The sequence below is a fragment of the Burkholderia sp. FW306-1C-G01B genome, from assembly GCF_058781685.1.
Genome location: NZ_JBYSWZ010000017.1, coordinates 161,798 through 188,484, shown reverse-complemented (window position 1 = coordinate 188,484; position 26,687 = coordinate 161,798). Strand labels below are relative to the sequence as shown.

Below are 26,687 nucleotides of genomic sequence, written 5' to 3'. Positions count from 1 at the left end.
GCGCCGGCCTTCGTGGCCGGCGCGGGCCGGCCGCGGCGCCTTCGTCCGCTTTTTCCACGACGCATCCATGCCGAAGAAAAATCTCGTCTACATCCAGTCGCTGCGCAACGGCGCAGCCGATCGCGCCGGCCAGCCGGTCGCTTATCAGGGCGGCACGCGCTACATGAAGGCGCCGCTCGAATTCCTCGTCGAGCGCCTGAACGACTCGCCGCTCGGCGAGCGCTACACGCTCAAGGGCGTGATCGTCGACGACGACGACGGTTCGCCGGCCGACCGCGCGAAGGTGGCCGACTACGGCTTCGCGCGCACGCCGGGCCAGCCGTGGATCCTGCCGGAAGGGTTGACGGTGCAGGGCCGGCCGGTCGACGAACTGTTCTGCTCGATTCCGTCGACGTACCGGCGGCTGCCGCGCGACGCGCGCGAACGGGTGGCAGGCAAACAGGCGTTCGAGCGCCGCCTGCTCGAGCGCCTGCTCGAACTCGACGCCGACGTCGTCGTGCTCGACGGGCTGCTCGTGATCCTCGACGAACTCGTGCGGCCCGGTGCGCGCTTTCACCGACGCATCGCAAACATCCACCCGGGCATCACGGCCGACGATTCGCCGTACCAGCGGCGCGGCGCGTGGGCGACGCTCGACGCGCTGCACGGCGCGCGCGGCGAACGGGTCGACTGGGCGAGCGGCGCGACGTCGTCGGTCGAACCCGTGACGATGACGGGCGCGTCGTTCCACTACGTCGACAACGGCATCGATTCCGGCGAGGTGATCTGCGACGTGCTCGACACGCCGATCGCGCCGGACGACACGATTCTCGAACTGCGCTGGAACAACTTCCAGCGCAGCCTGTTTCCGGCGCTCGAGCGGGGGCTTCACGTGCTCGCCGACCGCCACGACGCGGGAGCACTGTGATGGAAGACACGCTGACGAAACCGGCCGGCGCCGCGGACGCCGTCGAAGGCGAGGTGGCCGCCGCGCTCGACGGCGCCGCGCATGGCCAGGCGACGCAGGTCGCCGAGCACACGCTCGACGCATGGCATCCCGACGACTCGCCGGACTGGCTGCTCGCGGCGTTCGTCCCGTTGTTCAACACCGACACGCGGTACGACGCGGCAACGATCTCGGTGCCGCTCGGTGGCGCCAGTGCGGCGGCCGTCGCGTCGTACGTGGCGCGCGCGGTGCGCGAGGGCGTGATCGACGGCGCGCAGGTCGCCGGCGACACGCTGCGCCTGAACGTGTCGCGCACGACGTTCTGGCAGAACCCGCGGCCGTGGCTGAGGGCGCCCGCGTCGAGCGGGATGCCGCTGCGCTACGCGATCACGAACGGCCACCGGCATCCGGTGCGGCCGCCGTCGCCGGCCGGCGAGATCTACGCGCGCACCATGCCGCAGGTCGGGATGACGTTCAGCCTGCGCACCGTCGATATCGATGCGCATGCGGACCTGTTCAGCGGCTGGATGAACCTCGATCGCGTCGCGCAGTTCTGGGACCAGCGCGGTACGCGCGACGAGCATGCGGCGTATCTCGCCGAGCGGCTCGCCGATCCGCACATGCACCCGATGATCGGCTATTTCGACGACACGCCGTTCGGCTATTTCGAGTTCTACTGGGCGAAGGAGGACCGCCTCGCGCCGTTCTACGACGCACACGACTACGATCGCGGGCTGCACCTGCTGATCGGCGACTCGCGCTTCCAGAGCGCGGGCAAGCTGCATGCGTGGTGGAGCGGGGTGCTGCACTACATGTTCGTCGACGAACCGCGCACGCAGCGGCTCGTCGGCGAGCCGCGCGTCGATCACGTGCGGCACATCGCGTACATGCACCGGCTCGGGTTCTATACGCTGAAGGAATTCGACTTCCCGCACAAGCGCGCGGCGCTCACCGTGATCGAGCGCGATACATTCTTCGACACTTTCCGGTTGCCGTGACGGGGCGGGCGCGCAGCGTCGGCGCGACGCTGCGCGCGGCCGTGCATCGCGCCTGTATTGGCCATCCGGGATATGGACCGCGCGGCCTGCGTCGTGAAGAATGAATCGCTCTTCTCATCGACGACAGGCTGGCAGCATGGCAAAAACACCCGCGACAGCGTTGGGGCGCGACGTCCGATTCGCATCCCCTCAAATTGACATATGCCGACATATGTCTAAAATGGGCGCATCGTACTCCCATGGAGTGGCTCATGCGCACCGTTTCCATTTTCAAGAACGCCCGTAACCAGGCAATCCGCATCCCGAAGGACATGGAGTTCGAGGGGGTGACGGAACTCGAGATCCGCCGCGAGGGCGACACGCTGCTGCTGCGCCCCGTGCGCCCCACGTGGCTGTCGTTCGCGAACGAACCGCTGGCCGACGCCGACTTCCTCGCCGAACGCCCGGCCGTCATCGAATCCGGCCGCTTCGACCTGTCCGGCGATGCCGGCGTGCCGACGGAGTCCGGCCGGTGACCACGCTCTACATGCTCGATACGAACATTTGTTCGTTCATCATGCGCGAGCGGCCGCCCGTGGTGCTGTCGCGGCTGCAGTCGTGCGTCAACGCTCAGCACCGGATCGTCGTGTCGGCAATCACCTATGCCGAAATGCGGTTCGGGGCCGTGGGCAGGAAGGCGTCGCCGAAGCATGCGGAACTCGTGACGGCGCTTGTTTCGCGGCTGGATGGCGTGCTGTCGTGGGATACGGCGGCCGTCGACGCAACGGCCGCGATTCGCGCGGATCTCGCCGCGCGCGGCACGCCGATCGGCGCGAACGATGCGTCGATCGCCGGGCACGCGATCGCGGCCGGCGCGGTACTCGTCACGAACAACGGCCGCGAATTCGGCCGTGTCGCCGGGTTGTCGCTCGAAGACTGGGCGGCCTGAGCGCAGTGCGGCGAAAGCGCGATGACGTTGCTGTTTCGCAGCGGCGCGTCACGCGTGCGGCGCGGGAGGATCGACGAGGAACGCGTTGCGGAACGCGTCGAGATACCGGTCGGCGTCATCGATGAATTCGCCCGGCAACTGCGCGAACGCGCGTGCCAGCAGATCCTGGCCGAGCGCCGCGTAAGTCGCTGCGTCGGACAACAGCGCGCGGATGGCGTCGCGCGTGTGCGGCGAAGCAATCCGCTTCGCATCCCGCGCGAGCAGCGCGGCGGCGGCGAGGCCCGGCTGGAACGCATGCGTCTCGAGCAGGTCCGGCGCGGCGTCCCAGATGCGCTCGCGATTGCCGGCGTCGTGATAATTGCGCAGCAGGAACAGCAGGTCGTACGCGTCGCTGTTCTGGCGCGCGCGCCGGTCCTTCCATGCGAGCAACTTCAGCAGCGCGAGCGCCGGCAGGCTGGCCACCGGCACCACGGTGCGCGCGTCGATCGACACCGGCAGCGCCGTGTCGACCGCCTCCTGGAACCCGAGCACGTTCAGCACGAATTCGCCGCCCGGCGGCCACGCGATCTCGCCCGGCGGCGTTTCGAGCGGCCCGAACGGCACGAGATCGAGCTCCGTGCGAAAACCGTGCGTTCCGCTTTCGAACAGCAGTTTCTGCTGCTGCTTCGGCGCGCGCGTGAATTGCCCGGTCGCGACGAGCGCATCGACGAGCTGCTCGTGGAACGGCCAGCTCACCGCGCACACCGCGACGTCGACATCCCGAGTCGCGCGCACCGGCCGGATGCCGTGGACATGCCACATCAGGATGTCGCGCGCGGTTGCGCCGGCGACGACGAACGCCGCGTCGAGGCGCGTGCAGGCGCTGCCGACCGCTTGCAGCAGCGCGACCGCCGCCGGCTCGAGCGGCCGGCGCGCGTTGACTTCAAGCGGGCGGATGGGCGAGGTATCGGTCATGGATCCGTTCGGCGGCGGCAAGATTGCGGCTGTCTCCGGACGAGACGAGATCCGCGTAGATCAGGAGCGGCGGCACGAGCGGCACATCCTGCTCGCGCCAGTCGAGCGCAGGCGAGCGCGGCCAGAACGCTTCGAGGATTTCGACGTCGCCGCGCGCGTCCGGACGCAGGCGGGCCTGGAGCAGCAGGCGGTTCGACACCGCGCCGTGCGTATAGACGGTGATCGCGGCCGGTTTCAGGTCGTGCGTCAGCAGGTCGGCCGCCGGTTCGCCGCCGAGCTGCGCATCGAACGACGCGAAATCGAAGCCGCGCCACCAGTCGGGTGCGAGGCCGGCAAATCGTCGGCTCGACAGTTTCGCGCGCAAGCGGCTCGGGTACAGCGCGACCCATTCCTGCACGAAGCGCGGCCAGTCGGGAAGCAGGCGCTCGCCGTTGCGGCGCTGCCCGACGAGGCCGCGCGCGATCAGATCGTCCATCGCGAGATTGACCGTGCCGAGCGCAACGCCCGACGCGGCGGCAATCGCCCGATACGGCTGCGCGACGAGGCCCGGCTGCGTCGCGAGTGCGAACATCACGGCCAGTCCCTTCGGCGTCGTCGCGCGCGACGCCTGCCGGCGCGGTGCGCGCGCGGGCTTCGGCCGGCCCGCGATCATCACGGTCGCCTCCGGCTGAATCAGGCATGCGTTGCCGGCGGTGTCGAGAAACGGGATGCCCTGGTCGGTCAGGCCGGCGGCCAGTTCGGCCGAAAGATGCGGCGCGATCAGCATCAGCGGCCGTTCGCCGGGCATCGGGGTAGCGCCGCCGCGGCGGCGCAGTTCCGCGAGTGCGCCCGGCAGCGATTCGACGCGCAGGCTCACGGCGACCGGCATCTCGAAGGCCTGCCCGGCAACGTCGAAGCGGATCATCGCGTCGGCACGCGCCTTATACGCGGCCGGCACGCGCATGGGCCGCGCCCTGAAGCGCCGGGTCGCGCGTTCGAACGCGGCGCAGGCTTCGTCGAGCACATGCTGTTCCGACATCGGGAGGGGGGCGTTCTCGGGCATCAGGGGCGATCGCTTGTTCACTTCTTTGTCAGCGTACACAAAAAATGTACAGACGTCAAAAAGTGAACAAATATCCGTAATGCTTTGATGTATAGGAGTTATTTTTGATGTTTGAACGGTCGTCGCCGGATCCTCATGCACGTTAATTCGATGCGGAGCGCACAGTTTCACGTATCCGGATCATCTGCGGCAGTCATCCGGATGGCCGGCTTGCGCTTGCCGCGCACCGCGCCAGCTACGGCAACTACCAGTTGCTACCACGACGACTTTCCGTCTGCCCGGTTGCCGGTGAACCGAATATCCTTGGCTGCACATTCCCCACCGGACACAGGAGACGACACCGTGACGCACAGCGTGATTCCCGCAGGCCTTGCCGACGAAATGATCGAGATCCGGCACCGCATCCATGCTCATCCCGAACTGGGCTTCGAGGAATTCGCGACGAGCGACCTCGTCGCGGAGCAACTGCAGTCGTGGGGCTACACGGTGCATCGCGGGCTCGGCGGCACGGGTGTCGTCGCGCAGTTGAAGGCAGGCAACGGCATGCAGCGCCTCGGCCTGCGCGCCGATATGGACGCGCTGCCGATCCACGAGGCGACGGGCCTGCCGTACCAGAGCACGATCGCCGGCAAGATGCACGCGTGCGGCCACGACGGCCACACGGCGATGCTGCTCGCCGCCGCGAAGCATCTCGCCCGGGAGCGCCGCTTCTCCGGCACGCTGAACCTGATTTTCCAGCCGGCCGAGGAAGGGCTCGGCGGCGCGAAGAAGATGCTCGACGAAGGCTTGTTCGAGCTGTTCCCGTGCGACGCGATCTTCGCGATGCACAACATGCCGGGCTTCCCGACGGGCAAGTTCGGTTTTCTGCCGGGGCCGTTCATGGCGTCGTCGGATACCGTGGTCATCGACGTGCAGGGCCGCGGCGGCCACGGCGCGGTGCCGCACAAGGCGATCGATCCCGTCGTCGTGTGCGCGCAGATCGTGCTGGCGTTGCAGACGATCGTGTCGCGCAACGTGTCGCCGCTCGACATGGCGATCGTCACGGTCGGCGCGATCCACGCGGGCGACGCGCCGAACGTGATCCCCGATCGCGCGCAGATGCGCCTGTCGGTGCGCGCGCTGAAACCGGAGGTGCGCGACCTGCTCGAGACGCGCATCAAGGAAGTCGTGCATGCGCAGGCGGCCGTGTTCGGCGCGACCGCGACGATCGACTACCAGCGCCGCTACCCGGTGCTCGTCAACGACGCGGAGATGACCGCGTTCGCGTGCAACGTCGCGCGCGAGTGGGTGGGCGATGCGAACCTGATCGACGGGATGGTGCCGCTTACCGGCAGCGAGGATTTCGCGTTCCTGCTCGAGAAGCGGCCGGGCTGCTACCTGATCATCGGCAACGGCGACGGGGAGGGCGGCTGCATGGTGCACAACCCCGGTTACGACTTCAACGATGCTGCGTTGCCGACGGGCGCGTCGTACTGGGTCAAGCTGGCCGAGGCGTTCCTGGTTTGACGCAGCGGCGTGGCGACGCGGCGGTCACCGCACGGTGTGCGCAAGCGCGGCCGCGTCCGCGAAATCGGACGCGCGCGGGCTGAGTACTTTCCAAAACCGAAAGGAGCCTGGAGGGAGCGGAGTACTTGGGGCTGGATGGTCGTTAAAGGGAACTGCATTTTAGGGTATGGGGAGTCTCGGTTGCGAGGGGGAAGTCGTGAAGGACGTAGCTCGTAGCGGCTTCCCCCTCGCGGGCTATGCGCGGCGTGCCCGAGCCAGGCTCCATACATCGGGGTAGCGAGGCCGGGTTTGGTCGGCGACCTTGCCCATCAGACGTTCCCGCGCCTGGCGAACCTGGCGGGCGGCTTCGACATCCGTCTGGCTGCGCGCGTGCTGCTTCAGTTGATCGATCGTGATGTCCGTACGCAGGAAGTCATCCACATTCGGCAGGCTGGCTAGCTTCTCAAGCGGCGTCATCACATCTTCGGCTCGGTGAACGCGTCGCGTTCGGCCCGGCTTCCTGGGATCAGGGACTTCGGTGCCGAAAAGGCAGGGTCGGTGCATGTTCAAAAACGGATTAAGCAGATCTACGCAAAAGGCGTTGAACTGCTTCGCCCACTCGGCCGGTATGTGCGCGTAGCCGAATTGCTTGCGCACGACATTGCCGTTCTTGGATTCGGCCAGGGCGTTGTCGTTACAGCGTCGTGGACGTGAGCGGGTGAACTCGATGAGTTGTTCCTTGAGCATCTTCGCGACCTCGTGATTGATGTACTCCGAACCGCCATCGCTGTGAAAGCCAAGAATACGGAATGGAAACTGGTCAATCATGTCGCGCAGTACCGGCAGCATGTGTTCCCGCTCCAGCGATGGCACGGTCGCGACGACTTCCCACTGGGTTACGCAGTCGACGGCGTTGATGTGATACACGCCGCGCTGTTCGTCGATGTTGCCCTGATGAACGCTGTCGATGCGGATGAAGCCGGGGCGGTTCTCTGGCGCGGGAGCCCGGCGCACGGCGATTGCCGCGCCTCTGGGATTGGCCTGAGTCTTCGTGTAGACCGTGTGATGCAGACGATAAGCCTGCGAACGTCGCAGGTTGTACAGGTGAGAGGCTGAAAGGTGCTGCAGGCGCTCGTAGCGCTCATCGTGGTAGACCTGATACATGCGACGCAGCACGACGACCATCGCCGGGCCGGAAAGCCTGCCGTACTCGCGCTCGGTCTGGGCGAGCGTGAAGATGTCCTCATCGGTGTAGCGGCGGGCGAAGGCATTCGCGGGCGAGCCCTTCAGCCATGCGAGCCTTTGCCCTTGCACCCAGCGTTGTACCAGCCGTGTCATGTGGGCTCGGCTGAAGCCGCTAAAGCGTCGCAGATAGCGCAGCACGAGCCCCCGGTGAGGTCGCTTGAGCTGGTCGTAGCGAAAGCGCCGCAGAACAGAGGCGACCCATTCGCGACGTTCGTGAGGGCACGCGGCGGGTGCGAAGTCGAGCGTCTGTGTACCGTCGAGGACGGCGCGCACCTGGTCCAGGGCACGGATTTGCGATTCGTTCAAGTTGATGATCATCCGGTAAATGATCATCCACCCCGGTGCTCCAGCGTCGGTCAACCCGTGCGTGTCGGGCCAACAACGGGCTCATTTGCATTGGAAACGCGCCAAAGACGCCACACAAGAGCCAGCGCAGACCCTCGCCCAGGCTCATGTTCCATTGGAAAGCGCTCTGCACGTTGATTTGACGCTCCTTGACATCGGCGCGACAGGCCGCGTGCTACGCTGCGCGCGACGCCGGATCGGCTCGATGAATACAGGTGTGGACGAAATGCGAAAACAGCTTCTGGCCGTGCTGACGGCCTGTGCGGTCGGCGTTCTGGCGGCCGGGTGCGACGACCAGAAGGTGGCCGATGCGGTCAATGCGATCAAGCCCGATCCGATGGCGTTCGGCAACCTGCAGCCGGGCGTCTCGACGACCGAGGACGTGCTCCGTCAGGCCGGCAAGCCCGAGATGGTCAGGCAGGGTGACGACGGCTCGCAGCGGTTCGAGTATCCGCGCGGCCCGTACGGCACGAGCACCTACATGCTCGATTTCGGGCCCGACGGCCGGCTCGTGTCGATCACGCAGGCGCTGACGGCGGCGAACATCGCGAAGGTCGTGCCCGGGATGTCGAAGGACGACGTGCGTCAACTGCTGGGCAAGCCGACCGAGGTCGCGCAATACGCATTGAGCCATGAAGAGGTGTGGAGCTGGCACTGGGCCGAGGGCGGCGTATCGGGCGATGCGATGTTCAACGCGCATTTCTCGCCCGATGGCACCGTGATCCGGACTTCGCGTTCGGAAGCGCCGGGCCGGGAAAAACCCTGACCTGACGAAGGAAGCAACACATGCGGCACGGGGTCGGACATCGGCAAGGTCGCCACTGTGGTCCAACGCGAAAATGTACCAAACTTTGGTATATGATGATCGCATTGAAAAGGAGGTGACTCATGTCGCGAAACACATCCGTTTCCCTGGGCGACCACTTTGCCGAATTCGTCGACGCTCAAGTCCAATCGGGGCGATACGGTTCCGCAAGCGACGTCGTGCGAGCCGGTTTGCGGCTCCTCGAGTCACACGAAACACAAATGCGTGCGTTGCAAGAAGCGTTGAAGGCCGGCGAGGCATCAGGAGAGCCACAGCCATTCGACAGCGAGGCCTTCCTGGTCCGCATGCGGGCCACGCATGGCGGTTAAAGGCAGACAGCTTCGGCTGACACCGCTGGCTGAACTCGATCTCGAAGACATTTGGCGTTATACCGTCGAGCATTGGTCGCTCGAGCAGGCAGACCACTACCACCGCGATCTGGTCGGGACGATGGAAGCGCTGGCGCGCGGCAAAAAGGCTGGCCGGACTTGCATTGTTCGGAATGGATATTTCCGGTACGCAGTAGGTTCTCACGTCGTGTTCTATCGCGAAACGGATGACACGATCGACGTGATTCGGGTCCTGCATCAGCGAATGGATATCGAACGACATTTGTAGCCGAGCACGTCGAGCGGCGCGATCGTTGCGAAGTGGCCCGCAATCCCGGCATGACTGATGCCGTCTCGATCCGAGCGCGGCATCGAGCAGTCTAGAACGCTTCCCCGCTGAACAACGCCACGACAGCATCCGGATTCGACGGCCAGTACATATGCATGTACGTCGCGACGATCGCGCCGCGGCGATAGACGGCTTCGCCGCTGCCCGGCGCGCCGTCGGGGCGCACCGCGTTCGCGACCGGTTCCAGCGGCGTCGCGAGCCGCGAATAATGAAACGTATGGCCGCGCATCGGCCCGGTGCGCGTATCGAGCTGCTGCATGCCGAGCGCCGCGAATCGGCGCTGCATCGTCGCGTGGCCCGGCAGCAGGCCGAGCATCGGCGTCGTTGCGCCGTCCACGTCGGTCAGCGATTCACACAGATACACCATCCCGCCGCATTCCGCGACGATCGGCCTGCCTGCAGCCGCATGCGCGCGAATCGTCCGCGCGGTTCCGGCATTCGCCGCGAGCGTTGCCGCATGCAGTTCCGGATAGCCGCCCGGCAGAAACAGCGCGTCGCAATCGTCCGGCACCGGTTCGCCGGCGAGCGGCGAGAAGAACCGCAGCCGCGCACCGAGCGCATCGAGAAGCGCGAGATTCGCCGGATAGATGAACGAGAACGCCGCATCGCGCGCAACCGCGATCCGTTTGCCGGCGAGCGCACGCGGCAGCGGCGCCGCGACGTCCGGTTCCGCGAACGCGACGGCAGGCGGCAATTCGGCGAGCGAAGTTTGCGCGATCACGTCGGCCGCGCGTTCGAGCCGCGCCTCGAGGTCGTCGATGTCGGCCGGCTGGTGCAGGCCGAGATGTCGCTCCGGCAACGCGATGCCTGCATCGGCCGGCACGTGGCCGAGCCAGCGCAGGTCGCCGGGCAGCGCCTGTTGCAGCAATTCCGCATGCCGGGCCGAGCCGACGCGGTTCGCCAGCACGCCGTGAAACGGCAGCCCCGGCCGGAACCGCGCGAGCCCGAACGCGATCGCGGCGAAGGTCTGCGCCATCGCCTTCGCGGAAATCACCGCGACCACCGGCACGCCGAACGCGGCCGCGAGATCGGCACTGCTCGGCGTGCCGTCGAACAGCCCCATCACGCCCTCGATCAGGATCAGGTCCGCATCGCGCGCGGCATCGGCCAGCAGCGCGCGGCAGCCGGCCTCGCCGACCATCCCGAGGTCGAGCGCATGTACGGGCGCGCCGCTCGCGCGCTCGAGCAGCATCGGATCGAGAAAATCGGGCCCGGTCTTGAACACGCGCACGCGGCGGCCGAGCCGGCGGTGCAGCCGCGCGAGGCCGGCCGTCACCGACGTCTTGCCCTGGCCGGACGCGGGCGCGCTGACGAACAGTGCGGGGCAGGCGGGCACGCTCAGAACTCCACGCCGCGCTGCGCCTTCACGCCTTGCTCCTTGTACGGATGCTTGACGAGCCGCATTTCAGTGACGAGATCGGCCGCGTCGATCAGCGCGTCGGGCGCGTGCCGCCCGGTGACGACGACATGCACCGACTCCGGACGCGCGACCAGCGTCGCGAGCACTTCGTCGAGCGGCAGGTATTCGTACTTCAGCACGGTGTTCAGCTCGTCGAGGATCACCATCCGGTAGTCGCCGCTTTCGATCATCCGGCGCGCCTCGTCCCAGCCCTTGCGCGCGGTCGCGATGTCGGCGTCGCGGTTCTGCGTGTTCCACGTGTAGCCGTCGCCCATCGTCACGAAGTCGCATTCCGCGACCGCGCCGAGGAAGTCGCGCTCGGACGTGTGCAGCGCGCCCTTGATGAACTGCACGACGCCGAGCCGCATGCCGTGGCCGAGCACGCGCACGGCCATGCCGAACGCAGCGGTGCTCTTGCCCTTGCCGTTGCCGGTGTGAACGATCAGCAGGCCTTTTTCATGGGTGGCGGCGGCCTGCTTCTTCTCGTGGCCGGCACGGCGGCGCTCGGCCATCCGCTGATGGGATTCGGAATCGGTCTTCATCGGGAATCGTCCTGTCGAAAGCGAAACAAAGGGTTCAGAGCGGGCCGGCGAGTGCGACCGTCACGCCGTTCCGGATGGATTTGGGGCCCAGCAGCCGGCCGTGCGGCGCCGCGAGCTGCGCGCACGGCTCGGCCACGCCCGCGACGCCGAAGCGTGCGAGCGCGGCGTCCGACGGGCCGCTCGCGGCCAGTTCGGGACGGCTCGCGAGTTGCGCCGCGTCGAACGCGACGAGCGGCCAGCCGCGTCGCGCGCACAGCGTGCGCAGCGCGCGGGCACGCGCCTTGTCGGCGAGCGTCGCGACGAGCGCCGGTTCGGCGGCCGGGTAGAGCGCCAGCGCCGCGCGGATCGCGGCATCGAGTTGCGCGGCCGTCACGCCCGCGCGGAACCCGACGCCGAGCGCGACGCGCATCATGCGCCGCCGCCGAGCGCCGCACGTACCGACGGATCGTCGGCAAGCGCCGCGACGCGGCCGATCACGACGATCGCCGGCGAACCGATGCCGGTCGCGCCGACGCGTTCGACGACGGTGTCGAGCGTCGCGAGCACGTGCCGCTGTTCGGGGCGCGTCGCGTTCTCGATCGCCGCGCACGGCGTATCGCCCGGCAGGCCGCCGTCGCGCAGCGCCGCCGCGATCGTGTCGAGCCGGCGGATGCCCATGTAGATCACGATCGTCATGCGCGTGGCCGCAAGCGCGCGCCAGTCGGGCTCGTCGGCGCCCGCGCCGTGGCCCGTGACGAAGATCACGCCCTGCGCGTCGCCGCGCTGCGTGACCGGAATGCCGAGCGCGGCTGGCGCGGCGATGCCTGCGGTGATGCCGTTCACGACCTCGACCGGGAAACCGGCCGCACCGAGCGCGGCCAGTTCCTCGCCGCCGCGGCCGAACACGAACGGATCGCCGCCCTTGAGCCGCGCGACGCTGCGGCCGGCGCGCAGGTGCGCGAGCATCGCGGCGACGATCGCTTCCTGCGGCGTCGATGCATGGCCGCCGCGCTTGCCGACATGCTCGATGTGCGCGTCGGCGCGCGCATGGCGCAGCACGTCGGGGTTCACGAGATCGTCGACGAGCAGCACGTCCGCCGCGCCGATCGCGCGCACGGCCTTGAGCGTCAGCAGCTCGGCGTCGCCGGGGCCGGCGCCGATGAGCCAGGCGCGGCTCATCGCGCGCGGCACGGCGCGCACCGTGTCGAAACAGTGGAAAGGGGACGGCGGGCGGCACATCGGCGGCCGGCGGACAGGCAATGCATGACGGATCGGGCGAAGCCCGCGCGAACGCGGGTGGAATGCGCACCCCATCCGTCCCCCGCGGATCGGGCGTTCGGCGAGCGTCGGGCTCGCCCCTTGCGTCGGCCGGTATCCGGGCTGGCCGCTTGCCAGGCCGCGGCCTTCCCGCCCGGCTGAAGGGCAGTGGCATCGTGGGCGGCATGGGCGCGAGCGCGGGGAAGCGCGTCGCGCGGGCGGCGTACCGTTGCGGGGACAGCACAGGCCGGGCGGACCTCCGCCTCCTGTTTCCCGTTTAACTGCATGCGCGGAATGCGCATGCGAGCACCGAACGCGGCGCTACGATAGCACAGCGATCCGCCCGCGCGAACCCGCTTCGCCGATGCCGGAAGCGGCCTCCGGCATGGCGCGGCGGCCATGCAAGCCGCCGTTCGGCGGGCCGCGCCGCCTTGACGCTCCCGCCCCCGACGCCTACACTCGCACGCGTTTTGGTGCTCGCGCGCGCCCTCCGGCGTGCGCAGTTAAACGGGAAACAGGGAGCCTGCCTGCGTCGCAGTCGAGCCAACCTGTGCTGCCCCCGCAACGGTAAGCGAACGCATCGTGCCCGCCGCGATGCAGCGCCGCTTCGCCGCATGCCGCGTGCATGCGGACGACCGCCACTGGATGCCCTGCGCATCCGGGAAGGCGAAGCGGCGTGTTCGTCAGCCCGGATACCGGCCTAAACGTTGGGGTTCAGCGCCGCGGGGAGGCGGCGCATCGTCCACGGCCGCAGCGTGCCCGACACCCGAGCGTTTCCCGATTCCCGTCGTCCGGCCGCCTGCGCGAGTGCGCATGATCCGGCGCGATGAAGGGCCGGACCGCACGGGGCGAGCAGCGACGGCCGTGTTGGCATTCTTCATGTCGACCGTTCGCAAAGGAGCGTCATGCTCGATTCGCTGTTTCGCCTGTTCAACGACAGTCCGTCCGGGCTGCGCGGCAAGATCGTCGCGATCTACGCGCTGCTGATCGCCTTCAACGCAGGCGCGTGGATCTGGGCGTTCGCCGCCTTCCACGGCCAGCCCGTGCTGCTCGGCACCGCGCTGCTCGCGTACGTGTTCGGGCTGCGCCATGCGGTCGACGCCGACCACATCGCGGCCATCGACAACGTCACGCGCAAGCTGATGCAGGAGGGCCGCAGCCCGCTCGGCGCGGGCCTGTTCTTCTCGCTCGGCCACTCGACGGTCGTGATCGTGATGTCGGTCGTGGTCGCGCTCACGGCCGCGTCGCTCGCGCGCTTCGAGAGCATGAAGGCGTGGGGCGGCGTGATCAGCACGAGCGTGTCGGCGTTCTTCCTGCTGGTGCTCGCGATCGCGAACCTGCTGATCCTGATTTCCGTCTACCGGACGTTTCGCGCCGCACGGCGCGGCGAGCCGATCGTCGACGCCGATCTCGACCTGCTGCTGAACCAGCGCGGCGTGCTCGCGCGTCTGTTCCGTCCGCTGTTCCGGCTCGTGTCGCGCAGCTGGCACCTGTATCCGGTCGGGTTCCTGTTCGGCTTCGGCTTCGATACGGCGACCGAGATCGCGCTGTTCGGCATCTCGGCGGCGCAGGTGCAGGGCGGTCTGTCGTTCTGGTCCGTGATGGCGCTGCCGATGCTGTTTACCGCCGGCATGACGCTGGTCGACACGACCGACGGCATCCTGATGATGGGCGCGTATCGCTGGGCGTACGTGCGGCCGATCCGCAAGATCTACTACAACATGACGATCACCTTCGTGTCGGTGCTGGTCGCCGCGCTGATCGGCGGCATCGAGGTGCTCGCGCTGCTCGCGGACAAGCTGTCGCTGCAGGGCCCCGTGTGGGACTTCGCGTCGATGGTGGCGTCGCACTTCGGCATGCTCGGCTACGTCGTGATCGGCCTGTTCCTCGCATGCTGGCTCGTGTCGGCCCTGATCTACCGGTTAAAGCGCTACGACGAGATCGACGTGACGATCTCGGCCTGACTCCCCTTACGACCCTGGATATTCCATGACCCTACGCAAGCTGCCCGTCACGATCGTCACGGGCTTTCTCGGCAGCGGCAAGACCACGCTGATGCGCCACATCCTGCAGCACGCCGAAGGCCGCCGCATCGCGGTGATCGTCAACGAATTTGGCGAGCTCGGCATCGACGGCGAAATCCTCAAGGGCTGCGGCATCGGCTGCGACGATGCGGAGGGCGCGCAGGACGAAGCGTCGGGCCAGCTTTACGAACTCGCGAACGGCTGCCTGTGCTGCACCGTGCAGGAAGAGTTCTATCCGGTGATGGAAGCGCTCGTCGAGCGCCGCGCGGACATCGACCACGTGCTGATCGAGACGTCGGGACTCGCGCTGCCGAAGCCGCTCGTGCAGGCGTTCAACTGGCCGACGATCCGCAACAGCTTCACAGTGGATGCAGTCGTGACCGTCGTCGACGGGCCGGCGGCCGCGAGCGGCCAGTTCGCGGAAAACCCGCAGGCCGTCGACGCGCAGCGCCGCGCCGACCCGAACCTCGACCACGAATCGCCGCTGCACGAGCTGTTCGCCGATCAACTATCGTCCGCCGATCTCGTGATCGTGAACAAGGCCGATCTCGTCGGCGACGCGCAGTTCGCGCAGATCGAAACCGCGATCCGCGACGAGATCCCGCCGCAGGTGAAGATCGTGCGCGCGACGCGCGGCGAGCTTGACCTCGCGATGCTGCTCGGGCTCGAATCGGCGTCGGAGGAAACGATCCACCTGCGCCACGACCATCACGGCTCGGCCGACGACGGCGATCACGATCACCATCACGACGACTTCGACTCGGTGGTCGTATCGGGCGACGCAGGCACGCGCGAAGCGACGATCGCGGCGCTGCAGCGTGTCGTCGAAGCGCACACGATCTATCGCGCGAAAGGCTTCGCCGCGCTGCCCGGCGCGCCGATGCGGCTCGTGATCCAGGGCGTCGGCCGCCGCTTCGACAGCTATTTCGACCGTCGCTGGCAGGACGGCGAAACGCGCGCGAGCCGTTTCGTGCTGATCGGCGAGGATCTCGACGCGGCCGCGCTGCAACGCGCGTTCGACGCCGCGTGCGCGGCCGAGCCGCAACAGGCGTAACGCACGATGCATCTGCTGCGCACCACGCCGGGCGGCTTCGTCGACGATACGCAGGGCGTCGTCCGGATCGACCAGCAGCCGGCCGACATCGTGATCCTGAGCTCGGCCGACACGACGCTGTCGCTACTCGCGAGCGTCGTACCGCAACTGCCGGCCGGCTTCCCGAGCGTGCGGCTCGCGAACGTCACGTTCCTGCGGCAGCCGGCGTCCGTCGACTTCTATGTCGACGACGTGCTGCGCCACGCGAAGACGGTCGTGATCGATCATCTCGGCGGCGAAGCGTACTGGCCGTACGGGATCGAACAGGCCGTGTCGCTCGCGTCGAAGCGTGGGCAGCAGCTCGCGATGTTCTCGGGCGACCTGCAGGAAGACCCGAACCTCGTCGCGAAGAGCACGGTCGCGCCCGACCTGTGCCGGCTGTGGTGGCGCTACCTGCGCGAAGGCGGCGTGCACAACGCCGAAGCGCTGTTGCGCAGCATCGCCTTCCATACGCTGGGCTTCGGCGACGAACCCGAGCTGCCGCGCCCGCTGCCGGCCGCCGCGCTGTATCACCCGGCGCGCGACCGCGCGAGCGTCGACGACTGGCGGCCGCGCTGGACGCCCGGCGCGCCGGTCGTCGCGATCCTGTTCTATCGCGCGCATTGGCAGGCCGCGAACACGGCCGTGTTCGATGCGCTGGCCGACGCGCTCGTTCGGGAAGGGCTGAATCCGCTGCCGATCGCGGTGACTTCGCTGAAGGACGCGGTTAGCCGCGAGGTCATCACGCAGCTCTGCGACACGCACGGCGTCGCGCTCGTGCTGAACACGACCGCGTTCGCGGCCGGTGCGATCGATGCCGCCGAGCCGGAGGTGCTCGCCGGCGACGCGCCGGTGCTGCAGGTGATCCTGTCCGGCGGCAATCGCGACGCGTGGGTGGCCGACAACCAGGGCCTGCATGCGCGCGATATCGCGATGCATATCGCGCTGCCCGAGGTCGACGGGCGCATCGTCACGCGCGCGGTGAGCTTCAAGGGGCTCGCGTATCGCTGCCCGCACACCGAGGTCGACGTCGTGCGCTACCAGCCGGATGCGGAGCGGATCGCGTTCGTCGCGGCGCTCGCGCGCGGCTGGTGCCGGCTGCGCACGCTCGACAACGCGAGCAAGCGCATCGCGCTGATCCTCGCGAACTATCCGCAAAGCGAAGGGCGGATCGGCAACGGCGTCGGGCTCGACACGCCGGCGTCCGCGCTGCGCGTGCTCGCGGCGCTGCGCGACGCGGGCTACGCGCTGGCCGACCTGCCGCCCGACGGCGACGCGCTGATCGCACGGCTCACCGAAGGCGTGACCAACGACGCGGCCGTGCATGCGCTGCGCCCGGCGTTCCAGAGTTTCGCGCTGGCCGACTACGTCGCGCATTTCGCGCGGCTGCCGGCGGCCGTGCGCGATGCGCTGAATGAGCGCTGGGGCCCGCCCGAAGCCGACCCGACGCTGCGCCACGGGCGTTTCACGATCGCGGGCTGGCGCGCGGGCAACGTGTTCGTCGGCATCCAGCCGTCGCGCTCGCGCGGCGAGAACGACTACGCGAGCTACCACGACGCGGATCTCGTGCCGCCGCATGCGTATCTCGCGTTCTATTTCTGGCTGCGCGATGCGTATCGCATCGACGCGGTCATCCATCTCGGCAAGCACGGCAATCTCGAATGGCTGCCGGGAAAGAGCGTCGCGCTGTCCGACGCATGCTGGCCCGACCTGACGCTCGGGCCGCTGCCGCACCTGTATCCGTTCATCGTCAACGATCCGGGCGAGGGCAGCCAGGCGAAGCGGCGCGCGCAGGCCGTGATCGTCGATCACCTGATGCCGCCGCTCACGCGCGCGGAAAATTACGGCCCGCTGCAGGATCTCGAGCGGCAGGTCGACGAATACTACGAAGCGCTGATGGTCGATGCGCGGCGCGCGAAGCTGCTGAGGAAGACGATTCTCGCGACGATCGCCGAACACCGGCTGCACGACGAACTGAGCGTATCGCCGCCGCGCGATGCGGGCGACGAGGATGCGCTGCTGACGCGCGTCGACGCGTGGCTGTGCGAATTGAAGGAAGCGCAGATTCGCGACGGGCTGCACGTGTTCGGCGTGTCGCCGGCCGATCGCCAGCGACGCGACACGCTGCTCGCGCTTGCGCGTTTTCCAGTTGGCGACGGCAAGGGCGAGCGCGCCGGGCTGATCGGTGCGCTCGCACGCGACCTGATGCTCGGCGACGATTTCGATCCGCTGTCGGCCGACTGGGCCGCGCCATGGGCCGGCCCGCGGCCGGCGATCCTGCAGGCGCTCGATGCGTCGCCGTGGCGTCATGCGGGCGATACGCGCGAGCGGCTCGAACGGCTCGCGCAGCAATGGCTGGACGGGCTGTGCGCGGCCACCGGGGGCAACCCCGGCACCGACGCGACGCCGCCCGGCGAATGGCCACATACGCTCGCGGTGATCGATCGCGTTCGCGCGACGCTGATGCCTGCGCTCGACGCATGCGGCGGCGAGGAAATGCGCCAGCTGCTGCGCGGGCTCGACGGCCGCTTCGTGCCGCCGGGGCCGAGCGGCTCGCCGTCGCGCGGCCGCCCCGACGTGCTGCCGACCGGGCGCAACTTCTACTCGGTCGACACACGCGCGGTGCCGACGCAGGCCGCGTGGTCGCTCGGCCTGAAATCCGCGCAGCAACTGATCGAGCGCCATCTGCAGGATCACGGCGATTATCCGCGCGCGATCGGCCTGTCCGTGTGGGGCACGGCGACGATGCGCACGGGCGGCGACGACATCGCGCAGGCGTTTGCGCTGCTCGGCGTGCGGCCGAAATGGGCGCACGGCAGCCATCGCGTGACCGATTTCGAGATCCTGCCGATCGAGATCTTCGACCGGCCGCGCATCGACGTGACGCTGCGCGTGTCGGGCTTCTTCCGCGACGCATTCCCGAACCTGATGCACCTGTTCGACGCGGCCGTGCAGGCCGTCGCCGCGCTCGACGAGCCCGAGGAACTCAACCCGATCCGCGCGCGCATCGAGCGCGAACGCGCGAAATGGATAGCGCAGGGCGTGCCGCCCGACGAAGCGCGGCGCCGCGCCGGCTGGCGCGTGTTCGGCGCGCGGCCGGGCAGCTACGGCGCGGGCCTGCAGGACCTGATCGACCAGCGCCGCTGGCAGACCGACGCCGATCTCGCCGATGCGTACCGCCAATGGGGCGGCCATGCGTACGCGCAGAACAGCGCGGGCGACGCTGCGCCCGACGTGTTCGGCGAGCGGCTGGCGACGATCGACGTCGTCGTGCAGAACCAGGACAGCCGCGAGCACGACATCCTCGATTCGAACGACTACTACCAGTTCCAGGGCGGGATGACGGCGGCCGTGCGGCACTTGTCCGGGCAGCAGCCGAGCATCTATCACGGCGACCATGCGAACCCGGTCGCGCCGAAGATGCGCACGCTGCGCGAGGAGATCGCGCGCGTGATCCGCTCGCGCGTCGTCAACCCGAAATGGCTCGACGGCGTGAAGCGCCACGGCTACAAGGGCGCGGCCGAGCTGGCCGCGACCGTCGACTACCTGTACGGCTATGATGCGACCGCGCGCGTGCTGTCCGACCACCAGTACGCACTCGTCGCCGACGCGTACCTGTTCGACGACGACACGCGCGCGTTCCTCGAACGGCACAACCCGAAGGCGCTGCACGGCATCTGCGAACGCTTCGTCGAGGCGATGCAGCGTGGCCTGTGGCAGCAGCCGGGCGACTATCGCGAGCGGATCGAAGCGGTCTGGCTCGAAAGCGAACAACTCCAGGAAGGAGGACGGCGATGACCGATCCGACGCTGCACCGCGCGCGCGCGGTCTTTCCGTTTGCGGCGCTCGTCGCGCAGGACGCGTTGCAGCAGGCGCTGCTGCTCGCCGCGATCGACCCGTCGCTCGGCGGCGTGCTGGTGAGCGGGCCGCGCGGCACCGCGAAATCGACCGCCGCGCGCGGCCTCGCGGAGCTGCTGCCCGAAGGGCAGTTCGTCACGCTGCCGCTGTCGGCGAGCGACGAACAGGTGACGGGCACGCTCGATCTCGCGCATGCGCTGGCTGAAAACGGCGTGCGCTTCCGGCCTGGCCTGCTGGCGCGCGCGCATCTCGGCGTGCTGTATGTCGACGAAGTGAACCTGCTCGCCGACGGGCTCGTCGATACGCTGCTCGACGTCGCCGCGAGCGGCGTGAACATCGTCGAGCGCGATGGCGTATCGCATGCGCACGACGCGCGCTTCGTGCTGGTCGGCACGATGAATCCCGAGGAAGGCGAACTGCGTCCGCAGTTGCTCGACCGCTTCGGGCTGATGGTCGAACTGGAAAATTGCTTCGATGCCGCGCAGCGCGAGCGGATCGTGAAGGCGCGGCTTGCATTCGATCTCGATCCGGATGCGTTCCGCGCCCGTCATGCAACCGCGCAGCGCGAACTCGGCGACCGGATTCATGCGGCGCGAGCGCGGCTGGCGATGCTCGATTTCGACGACGCGGTGCATGCGCGCGTCAGCGCGCTGTGCATCGACGCGGCCGTCGACGGGCTGCGCGCCGATCTCGTGATGCTGCGCGCCGCGCGCGCACTCGCCGCGCTGGAACGGGCCGATGCGGTGACGGTGTCGCATGTGGAGCGTGTGGCCGAAGCGGTGCTGCGGCACCGGCGCCATGCGGGTGCGCCGCCATCTTCCGGCGCGTCGCAGCCGGACCGCGAACGTGATGAACGTGACGATCGCTCGCCGCCGGATGCGCGCCAGCAGCCGGAGAACCAACCGGGAGCGACGAAGAACGACACCGCCGCAACGCAGGGCGACTGGGGCTACCTGCCGCCCGAACCCGCCGGGCTGCGCGACGTGAAAAGCGTCGTGCCGCTGCCGCTAAAAAAACGCTGAGCCATCGAGCAGGCGCCGCCGCGAATGCCGTTCGCGGTCCTCGATGGCAATCAGGCGCAGCCGCGCGCGTGCCGGGCACCGCGCGCGCCGGTACGGCCGTTGCGTGGCCGGCGACGCTCGCCGCGAAACGCGGCGATTCGCTCCACCTCGGCCATCTGCGCTTCCGGAAACGGGCCGGCACGCCGCACGCGCTGCATTGCTTCGTGCTCGACTGTTCGGCGTCGATGCTGTCGCACGACCGGCTCGCGCTGGCGAAGGGGCTGATCGTCGCGTATTTCGATCGCGCCGCGCGCGAGCGCGTCGAAACCGCGCTGATCTGCTTCGGCGGCAACGGCGCCGCGCGGCGCTTCGGCCCGGCCGTGCCGCGCTGGTGGAACGCGCGCTGGCTCGAACCGGTCGACGGCGGCGGCGGCACGCCGCTCGCGGACGGCATCGCGGCCGCCGCGCAGTTGCTCGCGCGCGAAGCGCGGCGCGAGCCCGGCAAGCAGCGCTGGCTGTGGGTGCTGTCCGACGGCCGCACGCGCGAAGCGCCGGCGAAACCCGAGGCGGCCGATCACGTCGTGTTCGTCGACTTCGACGACGCGGCCGTGCGGGTCGGGCAGGGTGCACGGCTGGCCGATGCGTGGGGCGCGCAGTGGGTGATGGCCGATGCGCTTTGCATGGGCCTCGCGGGCTGATCGGGCTGAGTGGGCTGATCGGGCGGCGTGTCGGCCCAGGGCCGCGGCCGGTGGTGCGCTATCATCGCCGCTTCTGCTTCAGCCCATTGGAAAACCCGCCATGCAAGTACTGGTCGATGCCGACGCGTGTCCCGCCGTCATCAAGGACATGCTGTTTCGCGCCGCGCGTCGTGCCGAAATCCGCGTGACGCTGGTCGCGAACCAGTTTCTGCGTACGCCGCCGTCGCCGTTCATCAAGGCGGTGCAGGTGCCGGCCGGCTTCGACGTGGCTGACGCGCGTATCGTCGAGCTGGCCGAGGCCGGCGACCTCGTGATCACCGCCGACATCCCGCTGGCCGCCGCCGTGCTCGACAAGGGCGCGCATGCGCTCGACCCGCGCGGCAACTGGTTCAGCCGCGAGAACATCGAGGAACGCCTGTCGACGCGCGCGATGATGGATCAGTTGCGCAGCACGGGCATCGACACGGGCGGGCCGGCGCCGTTCAGCGCGCGCGACGGCAAGACGTTTGCATCGCAGCTCGACCGGTTCCTGGCGCGATACGGCAAGCCGTGACGCCGCGTTTCGGCGTGCTCCACCATTGATCATCCCGCGTACGGAAACGCTCGCACGCGCCATGCGGCAATGCGTCGAATTCGCATCGGATCGTGTGCGCAGCTCGGGTCGGAATGCAGGTTTGCGCCGACGCTGATATCGTGGCGCAAACCACTACACAGGAGCTCGCACGTGTCGCCGACCCAACTTCTCGTTCCGACGTTTACCCAGATGCTGCGTGCGCAGTCCGCGTGGCTCGACAAGGCTGCCGCACACCGGCAGGCCGCGGGCGACGAGCCCGATGCGGCGATGACGCTGAAGCTGGCGGCCGACATGTATCCGCTCGCCGCACAGGTGCGCTTCTCATGCTTCCAGGCGATGGAGCCGGTCTACCGGCTGCGCGGCGAGCCGCTGCCGGCCGCGCTGCTGGCATTGCGCGAAGCCGGATGGAATGCGGATGCGCAGCCCGGCTCGTTGAGCGACGCGCAGGCGATCATCGCGGGCACGCTCGCGTTTCTCGGCGAACTCGCGCCGGATGCGCTCGATGGCGGCGCCGCGCTCCCGATCGCGCTCGAAATGCCGAACGGCGTCGCATTCGACATGACGGGCGAACAGTACGCGCGCGACTGGGCGCTGCCGCAGTTCTACTTCCACGCGATTGCCGCGTACGCGATCCTGCGCCATCACGGCGTCGAACTCGGCAAGGCCGACTACGTGCCGCACATGCTCGCGTACGTGCGGCCCGGCACGATTCCGCAAGGGTGATGGGTGAGCGGGCCAGCAGGCCGCGAAGCGGCATGACACGGGCACTGTTCATCTGCAGCCGCAACCGGCTGCGCAGCCCGACGGCCGAAGCGGTATTCGCCGCGTGGCCGGATGTCGAGACCGACTCCGCGGGCCTCGCGCCCGATGCGGATACGCGCCTGTCCGCCGAGCAGCTCGATTGGGCCGACATCGTCTTCGTGATGGAGCGCGCGCACAAGGCGAGGCTGTCGGCGCAATTCGGCGCCCGGCTAAAGCGCAAGAAAGTCGTCTGCCTCGATATCCCCGACCGTTACGCGTTCATGCAGCCCGAACTCGTCGCGCTGCTCGAACGCAAGGCCGGCCCGTTCCTGCGCGCGTGACCGGCGCAGGCGACATCGAGGTCAGCGCAGCGGGCCGTTCGCGATCGCCGAAAAGCAGTCGAGGCGCAGCAGCTCGATGATCTTGCGCGTCGGCACGCTCGCCCGGAGCGTGTCGAGCCGGTCGACGGTGAACCACTTGCAGCGGGCGATCTCGTTGCTCGCGCGCGGCGTCAGGTGCGCCGGCACGTCGGCCACGAACACGTGATGCAGCTTCGTCAGCCCGCCGAATTGCACCGCGTAGTCGAGCGCAAGCCCCTCCAGCCGCGTTTCCTCGGCGAGCTCCCGCTGCGCGGCCTCGAGCGGCGTCTCGCCGCGCCGGATCGTGCCGCCCGGCAGCGACCAGCGCGACGCGGTGCGGGCGACCAGCAGCACGCTGCTGCGCTGGCGGCACACGATCGTGGCTCTTTCCTTGATGACGGCGAGAATGTCCGGCCCGGTACTCATGTTCGGCAAAACAGGTGCTGAATCGTGGAGAAAATGCGCGTCGGCGGTTCGTTGTCCGGCAGCGGGCCGCGACGGCATGCAGGCAGCCGCAGCGATCTTACCGGCCGTTCGTGACAGTTCCGTGCATGGCATCGCGCCGCCTGCGCCAGGTTACGCGTGCGTGTAGATCCCGCTGCGCGTCGGCTTCGCGTGGCGCGAATGGCGGCGCGTGTGAACGGCGCGCCGGTGATGGGGCGGCGCCGTCACGTGCCGGCGCGTGGGCGCGGGCCGTGCGGTCGGCGCAGCGGCCTGCGGTGCCGCGGCCGGCATCTGCGTCTGTCCTTCGCCGAAATGGAATGTCCGGGTTTGCGCGTGTCCGACGCCGAGCGTCGACGCCAGCATGAAGGCCGCCAGCAGGATTCGTTTCATGAATATTTCGCCTTGCTTTTCGAGATGAGCGTTGCCCGCCAGCTTAACGAAGGGCGGGGTGGTGCCGCAACCGGCCCGGGTTCGGTGTCGTCTCCAGTTGCGTCCGGCGGCGTTATCCGCGCTTCGCGCCGGATGCATCCGGGCTTGACAACATAATTCCTGGGTGTGAATATAAATTCACTTACAAGAATTATTCGCCGAATCCGGAAAGTCGCGCCGCAGGCGCCGGCCGCCGGAACCGGCAGTCCGATCGACCGGAACCAGGAGCGGGACACATGGCGGAACGGGAGCAGCAGGGCGCGCTGGCGGGATTGCGCATCGTCGATCTGTCGCGGGTGCTGGGCGGCCCGTACGCGACGCAGATCCTCGCCGACCACGGCGCGGAGGTGATCAAGGTCGAACCGCCGTCCGGAGACGAGACGCGCACGTGGGGCCCGCCGTTCGACGGCGACACCGCGTCGTACTTCCTCGGCGTGAACCGCAACAAGCTCGGCGTCGCGCTCGACCTGGCACAACCGGGCGACCGCGAGCGGCTGCTCGGCCTGCTCGAACACGCGGACGCCATCGTCGAGAACTTCAAGATCGGCACGATGGAGCGCTGGGGGCTCGGTTTCGACGCGCTGCATGCGCGGTTTCCGCGGCTCGTTTATTGCCGCGTATCGGGCTTCGGCGCGGACGGCCCGCTCGGCGGGCTACCCGGCTACGATGCGGCCGTGCAGGCGCTTGCGGGGCTGATGAGCGTGAACGGAGAAGCAGGCGGCGCGCCGTTGCGCGTCGGCGTGCCGATCGTCGATCTCGTGACCGGACTGAACGCGGCGCTCGGCGTGCTGATGGCGCTGCGCGAGCGCGACGCGAGCGGCCGCGGCCAGTTCGTCGAATCGACGCTGTTCGACTGCGCGCTGTCGATCCTGCATCCGCATACGCCGAACTTCTTCCATTCGGGCAACGCGCCCGTGCGCACCGGCAACGCGCATCCGAACATCACGCCGTACGACAGCTTTCCGACGGCCACCGTCGACATCTTTCTCGCGGTCGGCAACAACGGGCAGTTCGCGGCGCTGTGCGACGTGCTCGGCACGCGCGACTGGCCCGACGATCCGCGTTTCGCGGACAACCGTGCGCGCAGCGCGAACCGCGCCGCGCTGCGCGCGCTCGTCGAAACGGCGCTGGCCGGACACGACGGCGCGGTGCTCGCCGAACAGTTGATGCGCCGCGGCGTGCCGTGCGCGCCAGTGCTCGGGCTCGACGCGGCGCTCGACCATCCGCACGTCGCGCATCGGCAGATGAAGGTCGAGCTGGGCCGCCATCGCGGCATCGCGTCGCCGATCAAGCTCGGCCGCACGCCGGCCACGTACCGACGGCCGCCGCCCGCGCTGAACGAACACGCGGCGCAGGTTTTCGCCGGCGCCGATAACGATCGCGCCAACCGCCGGGACTGACCGGCAGCGCGGCCGCCGGCCGTGCCGCGCGCCCGACGGCGGCGCACGGCCGCGCGGGCCGTACGCCCCCAATTCGGACAGCACGCCGGCCCGCGCACGGACGCACCGGCTGAAGAGGAGACGCATCATGCTCGCATGGATCGGCGCGATCGCCATCGTCGCGCTGTTCGGCCTGATCATCACGAAGCGGCTGTCGCCGCTCGTCGCGCTGATCGTCGTGCCGGTGGCCGCATCGCTCGCGGCCGGTTTCGGGCTGACCACCGGCAAGTTCATCGTGCACGGCGTACAGAACATCGGCCCGATCGCCGGGATGTTCGTTTTTGCGATTCTATTTTTCGGTATCCTCACCGATGCGGGGATGCTCGACCCGATCATCGCGGGCGTGCTGCGCGTGATCGGCTGCCACCCGCCGCGCATCGTGATGGGCTCGGCGCTGCTCGCGCTGCTGATCCATCTCGACGGTTCGGGCGCCGTCACGTTTCTCGTCACGCTGCCCGCGATGATGCCGCTCTATACGCGGCTCGGGATGGATCGCCGCATCCTCGCGTGCGTCACGTCGATGGCGGCCGGCGTCAACTTCCTGCCGTGGGTCGGGCCGATGCTGCGCGCGTCGGCGGCATTGCACATTCCCGGCTCGGCGATCTTCATGCCGATGATTCCGGTGCAGATCGTCGGGCTCGCGTTCGTGTTCGGCACCGCGTACGTGTTCGGCGTGCGCGAGGCGAAACGGCTCGGGCTCGATCGCGCCGGCGCGGCGTCGCTCGCGGTCGCGCCGCGCGAGCTGACCGACGCCGAACGCGCGCTGCGCCGGCCCGGGCGCTTTCGCATCAACCTCGCGCTGACGCTCGTCGTGCTCGTCACGCTGGTGTCGGGCATCGTCGACCCGATGGTGATGTTCATGCTCGGCACGGTCGCCGCGCTCGTGATCAACTACCCGGACGTGCAGGTCCAGCGCGAGCGGATCGACGCGCATGCGAAGGCCGCGCTGATGATGGCGAGCGTGCTGCTCGCGGCCGGCGCGTTCACCGGCATCATGTCCGGCACCGGGATGCTGAAGGCGATGGCGGAAGTCGTCGTCGCGCACGTGCCGGTCGAGCATGCGCGCCACATGCCGTTCGTGCTCGGGCTGCTGTCGATGCCGCTCAGCCTGCTGTTCGACCCCGATTCGTTTTATTTCGGCGTGCTGCCGGTGCTCGCGGAAAGCGGCAAGCTGCTCGGCGTGCCGCCGATCCAGATGGCGCAGGCCGCGCTGCTCGGCCAGATGACGACGGGCTTTCCGGTGAGCCCGCTCACGCCCGCGACGTTCCTGATCGTCGGACTGACCGGCGTCGAGCTCGCCGAACACCAGAAATTCACGATTCCGTTCCTGTTCGCCGCCACCGTGCTGATGGTCTTCGCCGCGGTCGCGGCGGGCGTGTTTCCGTTATGAGCGCCCCCAGACCTGTCGCTTCGCGCCAGGTCCCCCGACGGGACTTCCTTCGGGCGGCCCGGCGTTTTCTTGAGAA

27 protein-coding genes and 2 riboswitches are annotated in these 26,687 nt (G+C 68.7%); of the genes, 18 read left to right on the top strand and 9 right to left on the bottom strand.

Annotated features, from left to right (window positions below):
- Window positions 1-67 precede the first annotated feature (67 nt).
- The 4 genes from AC3WLY_RS29345 (at window position 68) to AC3WLY_RS29330 (ending at window position 2,851) form a co-directional block, all read left to right on the top strand.
- Entirely contained in the window at window positions 68-907 is an 840-nt protein-coding gene (locus AC3WLY_RS29345; RefSeq protein ID WP_492309063.1) for a formyltransferase family protein, read from the top strand.
- Window positions 907-1,923: a GNAT family N-acetyltransferase gene (locus AC3WLY_RS29340; protein ID WP_175749384.1), complete on the top strand. Its 1,017-nt coding sequence runs from the start codon at window positions 907-909 to the stop codon at window positions 1,921-1,923. Before AC3WLY_RS29345 ends, AC3WLY_RS29340 begins: the two co-directional genes overlap by 1 nt.
- Before the next feature lie 251 nt (window positions 1,924-2,174).
- Window positions 2,175-2,438 (top strand): type II toxin-antitoxin system VapB family antitoxin, encoded by a 264-nt coding sequence (gene vapB, locus AC3WLY_RS29335; RefSeq protein ID WP_175961454.1) that lies wholly within the window; start codon window positions 2,175-2,177, stop codon window positions 2,436-2,438.
- Window positions 2,435-2,851: a PIN domain-containing protein gene (locus AC3WLY_RS29330; RefSeq protein WP_492309062.1), complete on the top strand. Its 417-nt coding sequence runs from the start codon at window positions 2,435-2,437 to the stop codon at window positions 2,849-2,851. The genes vapB and AC3WLY_RS29330 overlap by 4 nt, the downstream gene beginning before the upstream one ends.
- Window positions 2,852-2,899: 48 nt before the next feature.
- On the opposite strand, the gene AC3WLY_RS29325 is transcribed toward AC3WLY_RS29330, so the two are convergent.
- Window positions 2,900-3,805 carry a nucleotidyl transferase AbiEii/AbiGii toxin family protein gene (locus AC3WLY_RS29325; RefSeq protein WP_492309061.1) on the bottom strand — a complete coding sequence of 302 codons (906 nt, stop codon included), beginning with the start codon at window positions 3,803-3,805 and terminating at the stop codon, window positions 2,900-2,902.
- Entirely contained in the window at window positions 3,774-4,847 is a 1,074-nt protein-coding gene (locus AC3WLY_RS29320) for a type IV toxin-antitoxin system AbiEi family antitoxin (RefSeq protein ID WP_492309060.1), read from the bottom strand. The genes AC3WLY_RS29325 and AC3WLY_RS29320 overlap by 32 nt, the downstream gene beginning before the upstream one ends.
- 342 nt (window positions 4,848-5,189) lie before the next feature.
- Between AC3WLY_RS29320 and AC3WLY_RS29315 the strand changes: the two genes are divergently transcribed.
- A complete protein-coding gene (locus AC3WLY_RS29315) occupies window positions 5,190-6,353 on the top strand; it encodes a M20 aminoacylase family protein (RefSeq protein WP_492309059.1) in 1,164 nt (387 codons plus the stop codon).
- A gap of 234 nt (window positions 6,354-6,587) precedes the next feature.
- Here AC3WLY_RS29315 and AC3WLY_RS29310 read toward each other — a convergent pair whose 3' ends face one another.
- Window positions 6,588-7,910, bottom strand: a complete 1,323-nt coding sequence (locus AC3WLY_RS29310; RefSeq protein WP_492309058.1) for an integrase catalytic domain-containing protein — start codon at window positions 7,908-7,910, stop codon at window positions 6,588-6,590.
- Window positions 7,911-8,148: 238 nt separating this feature from the next.
- Here AC3WLY_RS29310 and bamE point away from each other — a divergent pair, with 238 nt between their 5' ends.
- From bamE to AC3WLY_RS29295, 3 genes are all read left to right on the top strand, one after another.
- Window positions 8,149-8,688 carry an outer membrane protein assembly factor BamE domain-containing protein gene (gene bamE, locus AC3WLY_RS29305; protein WP_310142595.1) on the top strand — a complete coding sequence of 180 codons (540 nt, stop codon included), beginning with the start codon at window positions 8,149-8,151 and terminating at the stop codon, window positions 8,686-8,688.
- Between the two features lie 122 nt (window positions 8,689-8,810).
- A complete protein-coding gene (locus AC3WLY_RS29300; RefSeq protein WP_175961448.1) occupies window positions 8,811-9,056 on the top strand; it encodes a type II toxin-antitoxin system ParD family antitoxin in 246 nt (81 codons plus the stop codon).
- Entirely contained in the window at window positions 9,046-9,345 is a 300-nt protein-coding gene (locus AC3WLY_RS29295; protein ID WP_492309057.1) for a type II toxin-antitoxin system RelE/ParE family toxin, read from the top strand. Before AC3WLY_RS29300 ends, AC3WLY_RS29295 begins: the two co-directional genes overlap by 11 nt.
- 91 nt (window positions 9,346-9,436) lie before the next feature.
- Here AC3WLY_RS29295 and AC3WLY_RS29290 read toward each other — a convergent pair whose 3' ends face one another.
- The 4 genes from AC3WLY_RS29290 to cobA are packed head-to-tail and all read right to left on the bottom strand — an operon-like array spanning window position 9,437 to window position 12,564.
- A complete protein-coding gene (locus tag AC3WLY_RS29290) occupies window positions 9,437-10,741 on the bottom strand; it encodes a cobyrinic acid a,c-diamide synthase CobB (protein ID WP_492309056.1) in 1,305 nt (434 codons plus the stop codon).
- A 2-nt stretch (window positions 10,742-10,743) separates the two neighbouring features.
- Window positions 10,744-11,346: a cob(I)yrinic acid a,c-diamide adenosyltransferase gene (gene cobO / locus AC3WLY_RS29285; protein WP_034184156.1), complete on the bottom strand. Its 603-nt coding sequence runs from the start codon at window positions 11,344-11,346 to the stop codon at window positions 10,744-10,746.
- A 34-nt stretch (window positions 11,347-11,380) separates the two neighbouring features.
- Complete coding sequence (locus tag AC3WLY_RS29280) at window positions 11,381-11,758, bottom strand: cobalamin biosynthesis protein (protein ID WP_111017102.1); 378 nt, start codon at window positions 11,756-11,758, stop codon at window positions 11,381-11,383.
- Entirely contained in the window at window positions 11,755-12,564 is an 810-nt protein-coding gene (gene cobA, locus AC3WLY_RS29275) for a uroporphyrinogen-III C-methyltransferase (RefSeq protein ID WP_492309055.1), read from the bottom strand. The genes AC3WLY_RS29280 and cobA overlap by 4 nt, the downstream gene beginning before the upstream one ends.
- A 110-nt stretch (window positions 12,565-12,674) precedes the next feature.
- Window positions 12,675-12,912, bottom strand: a riboswitch (cobalamin riboswitch).
- A 124-nt stretch (window positions 12,913-13,036) separates the two neighbouring features.
- Window positions 13,037-13,300, top strand: a riboswitch (cobalamin riboswitch).
- Window positions 13,301-13,487: 187 nt separating this feature from the next.
- Here cobA and AC3WLY_RS29270 point away from each other — a divergent pair.
- From AC3WLY_RS29270 to AC3WLY_RS29235, 8 genes are all read left to right on the top strand, one after another.
- Window positions 13,488-14,546: a HoxN/HupN/NixA family nickel/cobalt transporter gene (locus AC3WLY_RS29270; protein ID WP_175961444.1), complete on the top strand. Its 1,059-nt coding sequence runs from the start codon at window positions 13,488-13,490 to the stop codon at window positions 14,544-14,546.
- 25 nt (window positions 14,547-14,571) lie between these two features.
- On the top strand, window positions 14,572-15,660 hold the full coding sequence (cobW, locus tag AC3WLY_RS29265; RefSeq protein WP_310142581.1) for a cobalamin biosynthesis protein CobW: 1,089 nt from the start codon (window positions 14,572-14,574) through the stop codon (window positions 15,658-15,660).
- A gap of 6 nt (window positions 15,661-15,666) precedes the next feature.
- Window positions 15,667-19,476 carry a cobaltochelatase subunit CobN gene (gene cobN, locus AC3WLY_RS29260; RefSeq protein ID WP_492309054.1) on the top strand — a complete coding sequence of 1,270 codons (3,810 nt, stop codon included), beginning with the start codon at window positions 15,667-15,669 and terminating at the stop codon, window positions 19,474-19,476.
- Complete coding sequence (locus AC3WLY_RS29255; protein ID WP_492309053.1) at window positions 19,473-20,558, top strand: magnesium chelatase ATPase subunit I; 1,086 nt, start codon at window positions 19,473-19,475, stop codon at window positions 20,556-20,558. Before cobN ends, AC3WLY_RS29255 begins: the two co-directional genes overlap by 4 nt.
- Window positions 20,559-20,626: 68 nt before the next feature.
- Window positions 20,627-21,235: a vWA domain-containing protein gene (locus AC3WLY_RS29250; protein WP_492309052.1), complete on the top strand. Its 609-nt coding sequence runs from the start codon at window positions 20,627-20,629 to the stop codon at window positions 21,233-21,235.
- A 100-nt stretch (window positions 21,236-21,335) separates the two neighbouring features.
- On the top strand, window positions 21,336-21,788 hold the full coding sequence (locus tag AC3WLY_RS29245; protein ID WP_072440986.1) for a YaiI/YqxD family protein: 453 nt from the start codon (window positions 21,336-21,338) through the stop codon (window positions 21,786-21,788).
- Between the two features lie 171 nt (window positions 21,789-21,959).
- Window positions 21,960-22,532, top strand: a complete 573-nt coding sequence (locus AC3WLY_RS29240) for a DUF1993 family protein (RefSeq protein ID WP_310142567.1) — start codon at window positions 21,960-21,962, stop codon at window positions 22,530-22,532.
- Window positions 22,533-22,564: 32 nt separating this feature from the next.
- A complete protein-coding gene (locus tag AC3WLY_RS29235) occupies window positions 22,565-22,891 on the top strand; it encodes a low molecular weight protein tyrosine phosphatase family protein (protein WP_310142565.1) in 327 nt (108 codons plus the stop codon).
- A 21-nt stretch (window positions 22,892-22,912) separates the two neighbouring features.
- On the opposite strand, the gene AC3WLY_RS29230 is transcribed toward AC3WLY_RS29235, so the two are convergent.
- Window positions 22,913-23,335, bottom strand: coding sequence for an NUDIX hydrolase (locus tag AC3WLY_RS29230; RefSeq protein ID WP_492309051.1), 423 nt, complete (start codon window positions 23,333-23,335; stop codon window positions 22,913-22,915).
- A 150-nt stretch (window positions 23,336-23,485) separates the two neighbouring features.
- Window positions 23,486-23,743, bottom strand: coding sequence for a hypothetical protein (locus AC3WLY_RS29225; protein WP_492309050.1), 258 nt, complete (start codon window positions 23,741-23,743; stop codon window positions 23,486-23,488).
- A 275-nt stretch (window positions 23,744-24,018) separates the two neighbouring features.
- On the opposite strand from AC3WLY_RS29225, the gene AC3WLY_RS29220 reads away from it, so the two are divergent.
- Together AC3WLY_RS29220 and AC3WLY_RS29215 are read left to right on the top strand one after the other, a co-directional pair.
- Entirely contained in the window at window positions 24,019-25,182 is a 1,164-nt protein-coding gene (locus tag AC3WLY_RS29220) for a CaiB/BaiF CoA transferase family protein (RefSeq protein WP_492309049.1), read from the top strand.
- A gap of 127 nt (window positions 25,183-25,309) precedes the next feature.
- A complete protein-coding gene (locus AC3WLY_RS29215; protein ID WP_492309048.1) occupies window positions 25,310-26,611 on the top strand; it encodes a CitMHS family transporter in 1,302 nt (433 codons plus the stop codon).
- Window positions 26,612-26,687: the final 76 nt, after the last annotated feature.